Source organism: Streptomyces sp. KR55 (assembly GCF_052245645.1).
GTDB classification, from domain to species: Bacteria; Actinomycetota; Actinomycetes; order Streptomycetales; family Streptomycetaceae; genus Streptomyces; species Streptomyces flavusporus.
Genome location: NZ_JBQQCE010000400.1, coordinates 1 through 9085 on the forward strand (window position 1 = coordinate 1; position 9085 = coordinate 9085).

Annotated in this window: 7 protein-coding genes and 1 pseudogene; 1 reads left to right on the forward strand and 7 read right to left on the reverse strand. The window is 68.8% G+C overall.

All coding sequences use genetic code 11. The annotated features are described in order from the left end of the window. From ACTWQJ_RS39265 to ACTWQJ_RS39280, 4 genes and pseudogenes are all read right to left on the reverse strand, one after another. Window positions 1-393 (reverse strand): annotated as a pseudogene (locus ACTWQJ_RS39265) (NADP-dependent oxidoreductase); the annotation flags it as partial. A 46-nt stretch (window positions 394-439) separates the two neighbouring features. Next, a complete protein-coding gene (locus tag ACTWQJ_RS39270) occupies window positions 440-1759 on the reverse strand; it encodes an aldehyde dehydrogenase family protein (protein ID WP_443311217.1) in 1320 nt (439 codons plus the stop codon). An 83-nt stretch (window positions 1760-1842) separates the two neighbouring features. Continuing rightward, entirely contained in the window at window positions 1843-2547 is a 705-nt protein-coding gene (locus ACTWQJ_RS39275; protein ID WP_443311218.1) for a type 1 glutamine amidotransferase domain-containing protein, read from the reverse strand. A 117-nt stretch (window positions 2548-2664) separates the two neighbouring features. Then, entirely contained in the window at window positions 2665-4152 is a 1488-nt protein-coding gene (locus tag ACTWQJ_RS39280; protein ID WP_443311219.1) for an MFS transporter, read from the reverse strand. A 158-nt stretch (window positions 4153-4310) separates the two neighbouring features. On the opposite strand from ACTWQJ_RS39280, the gene ACTWQJ_RS39285 reads away from it, so the two are divergent. Next, the gene (locus ACTWQJ_RS39285; RefSeq protein ID WP_443311220.1) at window positions 4311-4775 is read left to right on the forward strand and encodes a MarR family winged helix-turn-helix transcriptional regulator; all 465 of its coding nucleotides are present in this window, start codon (window positions 4311-4313) and stop codon (window positions 4773-4775) included. A 58-nt stretch (window positions 4776-4833) separates the two neighbouring features. On the opposite strand, the gene ACTWQJ_RS39290 is transcribed toward ACTWQJ_RS39285, so the two are convergent. The 3 genes from ACTWQJ_RS39290 to ACTWQJ_RS39300 all read right to left on the reverse strand — a co-directional run bounded on the left by ACTWQJ_RS39290 (window position 4834) and on the right by ACTWQJ_RS39300 (window position 8510). Then, window positions 4834-5487, reverse strand: coding sequence for a TetR/AcrR family transcriptional regulator (locus ACTWQJ_RS39290; protein ID WP_443311221.1), 654 nt, complete (start codon window positions 5485-5487; stop codon window positions 4834-4836). A 126-nt stretch (window positions 5488-5613) separates the two neighbouring features. After that, the gene (locus ACTWQJ_RS39295; RefSeq protein ID WP_443311222.1) at window positions 5614-6951 is read right to left on the reverse strand and encodes an MFS transporter; all 1338 of its coding nucleotides are present in this window, start codon (window positions 6949-6951) and stop codon (window positions 5614-5616) included. Further along, window positions 6948-8510, reverse strand: coding sequence for a long-chain-fatty-acid--CoA ligase (locus tag ACTWQJ_RS39300; protein ID WP_443311223.1), 1563 nt, complete (start codon window positions 8508-8510; stop codon window positions 6948-6950). Before ACTWQJ_RS39300 ends, ACTWQJ_RS39295 begins: the two co-directional genes overlap by 4 nt. Between the last annotated feature and the right edge of the window lie 575 nt (window positions 8511-9085).

The window sequence follows — 9085 nt, forward strand, 5'->3', positions numbered from 1 at the left end:
GAGATACGTGCTCAGCGGAGCGTTCCCGGCGTCGACCTGCACGGCGTCCGCCGCGTCGAGGAGGGCGTACTCCCGCCAGCCGAGGCCGTGCAGGACGTGATCACCCACGGCGATGGAGCCGGCGGGGGAGTCATCGCCCACGGCGACGACGACGCCGACCGCACCCCCGTCCATCGGCTGGTTCAGCTGGAAGGGAGGGACGTAGGACTTCACGTCGTTCATCCGGCCGCGCATGTACGGGTCGACCGAGAGGTGCAGGTTGCGCACGAGGATCTGACCGGCGCCGGGCTCGGTGACGGGAACCTCGCGCAGGGCGAAGTCCTGCGGCCGGGGCACACCGTTCGGGCGGGCGACCAGGTGCCATTCGCGGCTGGTGGTGGGGAGAGCGTTCATGGTGGGAATTTCTCTTTCCGCCGTGCTCACGCACGGCTGGGGTGGATCAGCTGAGGGGCTTGGCGAGGACGGCTTTGCGGTGGCTGAAGGTCTCGATGGAGTAGCGGCCGTGGTAGCTGCCCATGCCGCTTTCGCCGACGCCGCCGAACGGCAGGTCGGAGATGGTGAGATGGGCCAGCGGCAGGCCGAACCCGAGGCCGCCCGAGGAGGTTTCGGCCGCCAACCGTTCCCGGGTGGTGTCGGATTCGGTGAACGCGTACAGGGCCAGCGGCTTGTCGCGGTCGTTGATGAAGTCGATGGCCTCGTCGAGTCCGGCCACCTCGACGATCGGGAGGATCGGGCCGAAGATCTCCTCCTGCATGACGGGCGCGTCCGGTGACACCTCGGCCAGGACGGTCGGCGCGATGTACTTCGTCTCGCGGTCGTACGCGCCGCCGGTGACCTGGTGGCCGGAGTCGAGGAGGGCGGTCAGCCGGTCGAAGTGGCGTTCGTTGACGATGCGGCCGTACTCCGGGGAGGCGGCGGGGTCGGGCCCGTACAGCGCCTCGATGGCCTTGGCCAGGGCGGCTTCCAGAGCGCGTGCGGTCTCGGGGTCGGTGAGGACGTAGTCGGGGGCGACGCAGGTCTGTCCGGCGTTGAGGAACTTCCCGGCCACGAGGCGGGCGGCGACGGTGTCCAGGTCGATGCCCCGGTCCACGAATGCCGGGGACTTGCCGCCCAGTTCGAGGGTGACGGGGGTGAGGTGCCGGGCGGCCGCGGCCATCACGATGCGGCCGACCGTGCCGTTGCCGGTGTAGAGGATGTGGTCGAAGCGCTGCTCGAGCAGGGCGGTGGTCTCCGGGACGCCGCCTTCGACCACGGCGACCGCGTCGGTGTCGAGGTACTGCGGCACGAGGCGGGCCAGGGCGGCGGACGTGGCCGGGGCCAGTTCGCTGGGCTTGGCGACCACCGCGTTGCCCGCGGCCAGGGCACCGGCCACCGGGGCCAGCAGCAACTGCGCCGGGTAGTTCCAGGGGGCGATGACCAGCACGACGCCCAGCGGGTCGTACTGCGTCCAGGCACTCGCCTCCCCGATGAACGCGGGGACGGGGGCCTGTTCGGGCCGCAGCCACCCGTCGAGGTGCTCCAGGGTGTGGTCGATCTCGCGTATGACGAAGTCGATCTCCGTGCGGTACGCCTCGGTGGAGCTCTTCCCCAAGTCGGCGTGGAGCGCCGCGGCGAATGTCTCCCCCTGCTCGGTGAGCAGGGTACGCATCCGGTGCAGCTGCTCGGTGCGCCAGGCCATGGGCTTGGTCTTGCCTGCGCGGAAGGTGGCGCGCAGCCGGGCGACGAGCTCGGCGGGCTGCTCGGGCGCTGGATTGTTCATGGTTCCCTCACAGGTGCGGTAGTGGACGGGGGCGCTGTCGGCGCGCCGCGGGGCAGCCCGGGCGCCGGCGTCGGGCAAGGGGATCAGCCGCGGTTGAGGATCTCGATGATGTTCCGGGCGAGCTGCTCGGAGGAGGCGGGGTTCTGACCGGTGTGCAGATTGCGGTCCGCCACGACGTGCTCGCTGAACGGGGCGGCGGCGTGGAAGTCGGCGCCCAGCTCCACCAGGCGGTCCTGGAGCAGCCAGGTGGCCTTGTCGGCGAAACCGGCCGCGGTCTCCTCGTCGTTGGTGAAGCCGGTCATGCGGTAACCGGCGAACGGCCAGCTGCCGTCCTCGCGCCGGGCGGCGAGCAGGGCCGCGGGGGCGTGGCACAGCACCGCGAGCGGCTTGCCGGAGTCCAGCACCGCGGTGAGCAGGCGACCGGAGTCGGCGTTGACGGCGAGGTCCTCCATGGGGCCGTGGCCACCGGGGTAGAGGACGGCGTCGTACGCGTCGAGGTCGACCTCCTCGAGCTTGACCGGGTTCTCCAAGTCGGCGCGGATGGAAGCCAGGTACGCGGCGATGGCGTCGGCCTGCTCCTTGCCGCCGGTGGACTCGGCGGCAAGGCTGACGGCGTCAACGGTCGGAACGGCGCCGCCGGGTGTGGCGATGGTGACGTCGAAACCGGCCTCGCGGAACAGTCGGTGCGGTGCGGCGAGTTCCTCGGCCCAATAGCCGGTGGGGTGCAGGGTGCCGTCGGCGAGCGTCCAGTGGTCGGCGCCGGTGACGACGAACAGAACTGCGGTCATATCTGTCTCCTTTACAACGGTGCGCGCGGGTCGCACGGTGGTGGGTCTTGTTGTCCGGCAGGGTGCCGGTAACTCCTTGGTGCAGTGGTGCAGTGGTGCAGATCGCGGTGGGGCTCGTCAGGCAGCGGTGGTGGCAGCGGCCGGCTCCGTGGCGGGCAGGTGTTCCGTACGGGGCTCCTGCTGTTCCCGCTTGAGGCCGACCAGCGAGAGGGCCAGGACGAAGGCGAAGGCGACACCGGCCAGGGTGAAGCTCAGGGTGAACTGGCTCTCGGCGGGCAGCGGGGGCATGCCGGCCGGAAGGTTCTCGATGGTTCTGGAGGCGAGCAGTGAGGTGATCAGCGCGCTGCCGATCGAGCTGCCGACGGACCGGGAGATGGAGTTGATGCCGTTGGCGATGCCGGTCTGGTGGGGTGGCACTCCCGCGACGATGAGGGCGGGCATCGCGGCGTAGCCGAGGCTGATGGCTGTTCCGACAGCCATTCCGGCGCCGATGACCGAGGGGGTCGAGGAGTGTGCGGCGGCCAGCCACGCGAAGCCGGCGATGCCCATCGTTGCGCTGAGGGCGAGGGTGAGGCGTGGGCCGATCCTGCGGATCAGCAGGCCACCGAACTGGGAGGCGACGAGGGACGCGATCGTGCTGGGCAGCAGGTATTCGACGGAGGCGCGGAGAACGGAGGCGCCGAAGCCGTAGCCTGCGACGTCCCTCGGCACCTGCGCCAGATAGGAGACACCGAGGAACTGGGCGAACATCCCGAATCCCACGAAGAGGCCCGCGAGGTTGCTGAAGAGCACCGGGCGGTGGAGGAACATCCTCATGTCGACCATGGGTTCGCGGACGCGGCTCTCAGTGAAGCTCCAGACGCCGGCCATGATGACCGCTCCGGTGAAGCTGCCCAGCGTACGGGCGGAGATCCAGCCCCACTCGTGACCCTGGGAGATCGGCAGCAGCAGGAGAACCAGGAAGAGGCCGAGGGTGAGGGCGCCGAGTATGTCGGTGCGTCCGCCGGTCTTGGTGCGGCTCGCCGGTACAAGGAGGACGACGGCGAGCAGGGTGACCACTGCGAGGCCGGTGGCCAGCCAGAAGACGCGGTGGTAGTCGGCGTCCTCGCCGCGGGTCAGCAGGCCGGTGGTGACCAGTGCGAAGCCGCTGCCGAACGCCAGGGTGCCGCTGACCAGCGCCATCGCTCCTGGCAGACGGCGGGCGGGGACCTCCTCGCGGAGTACCGACAGAGCGAGCGGGAAGATCGCGGTGGCGGCGCCCTGCAACACGCGGCCGACGATCAGCCAGAGCAGCGAGTCGGTCGTGGCGGCCAGGACAGAGCCGGCGATCATCACCGCCAGCACGCCGATGAGGGTCGGCTTCTTGCCGTGCTGGTCGCCGAAGCGGCCGAGTAGTGGGGTGAAGACGGCTGCGGAGAGCAGGGTCGCGGTGGTGACCCAGCTGACCTCGGCCGCGCTGGCGCCGAGGCTGCTCTGGATCAGGCCGAGGATCGGCACCACCAGTGTCTGCATCATCGACACGATCATCGCGGCGAGGCTCAGGGCAAGGACGACTGAGGTCTCGGCCCGGTGTCGGCCGTGCGGCGGAGCAAGGGGTTGTGACACGGGTGCTTTCTCCGGGGCGGGGCGGGGCGTCGTGGCGGGAGCTCAACGAAGGGAGGCCCGTCGACGAGTTAGATGCTTGATGCAGCCAAGCAGTGAGGGAGAAGGTAGACCTCAATGGTTTAGGAAGTCAAACGTTGAGCTTCCCTTACAATTGAGGCATGGCCCACACTCCCGCCCCACCCGCCGACCGCCCCGCCGCGCAGGGCAGCGATCCTGCCCACGACGCACTCATGGACCGCTTGGCACGCGCTGCCGCCGGTTACTACCGGGACCTGACGGCGGCGGCCGCCATGCACGGGCTCACCATGACGCAGGCCAAGATGCTCATCCTGCTTCGGCAGCCGCTGCCCATGCGCGGCCTCGCAGGACTGCTCTCCTGTGACGCCTCCAACATCACCGGGCTCGTCGACCGGCTGGAGGCACGTGGACTGGTCTCCAGACAGCTGGACGCGGCCGACCGGCGGATCAAGAACGTGGTCGCCACCGAAGAGGGAAGGGAGGCCGTCCGCCTCATCCGCGCCGACATGCGGGGCACCTCGGCAGCCTTTGCGCGTCTGGACGAGGAGGGGCGCCGCAGTCTCTACGAGCTACTGGGACGCCTGCACCCCGAGGAGACGACCTGATCGTGGCCGGGGCGCCGACCGCTGCAAGTCACCTCGCAGACATGCAGCGGTTCGCCTGTCAGGACTCCCCGGGATACTCCGCGGATGCGGCAATCCGGGCGTGCAGTGCCGTGAGACCGTCGAGGAACATGTCGAGGGCGAGTTCGAAGCTGTCGGGGTCGATCCTGTCGGCGTGCTCGCGCAAACGGTGGGCCCCGGCCAGGTGCGGATATCGGCCCATGTAGACCTGGATATCGTCGTCGAACCCTCCGGCGAAGGAGCTCATCGCGGCACCGACCACCAGGTACTTGGTCGAAGCTCCGATCATCGTCGCGTACCGGGGAGGCCAGCCTCCGGCCACCAGGCCGCCGTGAACGGTGTTGGCCCGCTGCAAGGACGCGTCGCGATGTGCCGGTCCGTAGGCCAGGAACGGAACGATGTTGGGGTGAGCGGCCAGCGCAGCACGATACGACCGTGCCCAGGACGCCACTCCATGACGCCAGTCGCCGGTCTCGAAGCCCGAGACATCCACGCTTGCCATGATGGTGTTCGCGACCTCGTGAAGGACATCGTCCTTGGTCTTCACGTGCTCATAGAGCGAGGAGACCTGGACCCCGAGGCTTCGGGCGAGCTTGCGCATCGACAGCTCGGCGAGGCCTTCCTCGTCCACGATGGCCAGTGCCGCGGTACAGATGCGCTCCCGGCTGAGGATCGGTTTGGTCGGCCGAACCACCGATGCACCCCCAGGGTCGTGTGGCGGGCGGTCATCCGCAGTGCCCAGTTTCTGAACTCACCTTACCGGCAGGCCCTCCCTGCGGTCCGCGGTCCGGACTGCAGGGAGGGCGCGGCGAAGCGACGGCTATTCCGCCGGCTCGCGAACCGGTTTGATCCGCCACAGCGACAGCAGAGCGACGGCCGCCATCACTGCCACATAGATGGAGATCGACATCGACGTGTGTGTGGACTCCAGCAGCAGAACCATCAGGAACGGTGCCAGACCGCCGCCGAGCACCGAGGCGATCTGGTAGCCGAGGGAGGCGCCGGAGTAGCGCACCTCAGCGCTGAACATCTCCGCGAACAGCGCCGCCTGCGGACCGTACGCCGCCGACAGGCACAGGACGCCCCCGACCACGGCAAGGACAACGAGGGGGAACTGCTTGGTGTCGACGAGCTGGAACATCGGGAACGCCCAGATTCCCAGGGCCACGACCCCCGTCGCGTAGACGCGGCGACGGCCCACGCGGTCCGAGAGCGCCGCGAAGAACGGGAGTGCGACGATCTGGGCGGCGTTGCCCAGCAGCACGGCAGTGAGTACGGAGCTCTGGCCCATCCCCAGGTGCCTGCTGCCGTAGTCCAGCATGCCGGTCACCAGCAGGTAGAAGGTCGCATTGACGACGAGGAACGAACCGGCCGCGAGCAGGACCTGCTTGGGCTGGGAACGCAGCACTTCCAGCACCGGCGAGCGCCGCCGGGCCGCCTTGCCCTCGGCCAGCCGCTCCTCCGCGCGCTGGAACGCCGGCGTCTCCTCCAGCCGCCGGTGAACGAACACCGCCAGCGCGATCATCACGACGCTGAAGAGGAACGGCACCCGCCATCCCCACGCCTCGAAGTCGTCCTTGGCGACCACGCTGGTCATGAAGAGGAAGGTCAGATTGCCGAGGATCAGGCCGATCGGCACGCCGAGTTGCACAAAGCTGCCGTACAGCCCTCTCCGCCCGGGCGGCGCGTACTCCGTCGCGACGAGCATCGCACCGCCCCACTGCCCCCCGACCGCCAGGCCCTGGGCGAAGCGGAGCAGCGCCAGGATGATGGGTGCGGCGATCCCGATCACGGAGAAGGTGGGCAGCAGACCGATCAGCGTGGTCGCCCCGCCCATGACGATCAGTGTCGCCACCAGAACGGGTTTGCGGCCGAACTTGTCGCCGTAGTGGCCGCAGACGACGCCCCCGAGCGGGCGGGCGGCGAAGCCGATGGCGAACGTCGCGAAAGCCGCGAGCACTCCGGCCACGGGGCTGAACGACGGGAAGAACTTGGTGCTGAACACGAGCGCGGCGGCCGTGCCGTAGATGAAGAAGTCGTACCACTCGATGGCGGAGGTGGCCATGGCCGTGAAGGCTGCACGGCGCACCTCGGAGCGCGGAACCGTCGCCGTATCGACGTGCTTCTGCGGGTCTCTCGTGGTGTTCTGAGCAGTCATGAAATGACGGTCCTTTCAGTGGCACGGGGGGTGGCCTGCTGGGTGAACTGCCGGCGCAGTTCCCGCTTGAGCACCTTGTGGCTGGGTCCGAGCGGCAGACGGTCGACGACCTCGACGCGACGGGGGTACTTGTGGCGGCCCAACCGGTCGCGGGTCCACGCGATGAGGGCGTCGGGATCGATGCGGCGCCCGGAGCGCGGCACGACAACGGCGCAGATTTCTTCGCCGCGTTCGTCGTCGGGGATGCCGATGACGGCTGCCTCGGTGATGTCGGGATGGCGCGCCAGGGCTTCTTCGACCTCGCGGGGGTAGACGTTGAAGCCACCGCGGATGATGAGATCCTTCTTGCGGTCGACGATCGAGAGAAACCCGTCGGCGTCCTTGAGCCCGATGTCGCCGGTACGGAACCAGCCGTCGACGATGGCTGCGTCGGTGGCCGCCGGGTCACCGAGATAACCGGCCATGACGTTGTGACCGCGAATGACGACCTCGCCCGTCTCGCCGGACGGCAGCAGCACGATGCAGTCCTCGATACCGGCGTCGGCGATTTCCACCTCGACGCCCCACAGGGGATGGCCGACGGTGCCGGGCCGCCTCCCGTACCCGGGCTGGTTGACGCTCGCGGTCGGAGACGTCTCCGACAGGCCGTAGCCCTCGTACACGGTGGTGGTGAAGGCCTTCTCGAAGCGCTCGAGCACCGTGACCGGCAGTGACGCACCGCCGGAGATGCACATGCCCAGCTGCGGGAGCTCCGGCCGATCCGCCGCGCTGTCCAGGAGCCTGACGAACATCGTCGGTACGCCGTAGAACGCGGTGACCCCTTCGTCCCGCATGAGGGTGATGGCGCCGTCCGGATCGAACCGGGGCTGCAGCACGAGGGCGGCACCCGCGCGGAAGGTGGCGTTCATGGCCACGGTCTGGCCGAAGGTGTGAAACAGCGGTAGGCAGCCGAGCACGACGTCGTCGGGGCGCAGATGATTGGCGTCGAACGCGTTCACCGTCGCGTTCATGACCAGATTGAAATGGGTGAGCACAGCACCTTTGGGGCGTCCTGTGGTGCCGGAGGTGTAGAAGACGACGGCTGGGTCGTCGGTATCCCGGGCGATGTACGTACGCAGAGGGGCGGCCGAGCGTGCGAGTGCGTCCAATGACCCGATGTTGTGACGGTCCCCGAGGGGCAGAAAGGAAATCCCCGCCTTTTCCGCCGCGTCCCGGCCGAGATCGAGGTGACCCACCTCGGCGACGAGCGTTCGGGCGCCGGAGTGCTGGAGGATATACGCGGCTTCGTCGGCGTTGAGCAGCGTCGGCACCGGCACGACGACACCGCCCAGGGCCAGGATGGCGTAGTAGGCGCGAACGAAGTCCGCAGTATTGGGGCACAGCAACGCCACACGGTCATCGGGGCGCACGCCCTGCTCCCGTAGCGCGGCGGCATAACGCAGGGCCTCGGCCCACAACTCGCCATATGTCAGACGGACGCCGCCTTCGACCAGCGCGAGGCTGCCGGGGGAGCGACGGGCGGGTTCGGCGAGCGTAGCCGCGAGTGACAAAGCTGCCATAAGGGTCTCCTGCCATCACAAAAGAGCGCTGACATGGGTCAGCGAAGGACTGGCGGACATGGGTTCTGGACCGACGGCCTGACGAGGCTCGGAGCGTGCCTGTGGGCAGCTCGGCGAGTCGGCTGCGCCGGACGGATGCAATGGATGAATACGAGGGGGATGAGCCCGGTGGTGGCGCGGCGAAGGTCGTGACCGCGCTCTGTGACGCCGGGCGGCGCTCGGGGTTACCGATCGATGTTCGGTTGTTGCGGCAGAGTAAACCGAACGGCGATCGGCTACAAGGGGGCGACGGAACAGCTCTGCCGGGGCCGGTCAGGAGTGCCGCGGACGGTTCCGCGTCTCCGGTGCACGCGCTGACGTCGACGCCTGGCAGGCCCATGCGCTCCACGACAAGGCTTCACAGCCGGCGGCGTCACGGGTTACATTTCCAAAAAACTTGCAGTGCTAGTTTAATTTCGGCAGTACGCCGCCGAACAGGAGGCCCCGTGTGCCCCGTGTACTGCGCCGCCGCCCGCCGCACCCCCCATCGGCCGGCTGCGTGGCGCCCACTCACTGTCACCATCACGACATCACCG

Coding starts and splice junctions, on each gene's coding strand:
- ACTWQJ_RS39285 (WP_443311220.1), top strand. CDS start 4,311: ATGGCCCACACTCCCGCCCCACCCGCCGACCGCCCCGCCGCGCAGGGC.
- ACTWQJ_RS39275 (WP_443311218.1), bottom strand. CDS start 2,547: ATGACCGCAGTTCTGTTCGTCGTCACCGGCGCCGACCACTGGACGCTC.
- ACTWQJ_RS39270 (WP_443311217.1), bottom strand. CDS start 1,759: ATGAACAATCCAGCGCCCGAGCAGCCCGCCGAGCTCGTCGCCCGGCTG.
- ACTWQJ_RS39295 (WP_443311222.1), bottom strand. CDS start 6,951: ATGACTGCTCAGAACACCACGAGAGACCCGCAGAAGCACGTCGATACG.
- ACTWQJ_RS39300 (WP_443311223.1), bottom strand. CDS start 8,510: ATGGCAGCTTTGTCACTCGCGGCTACGCTCGCCGAACCCGCCCGTCGC.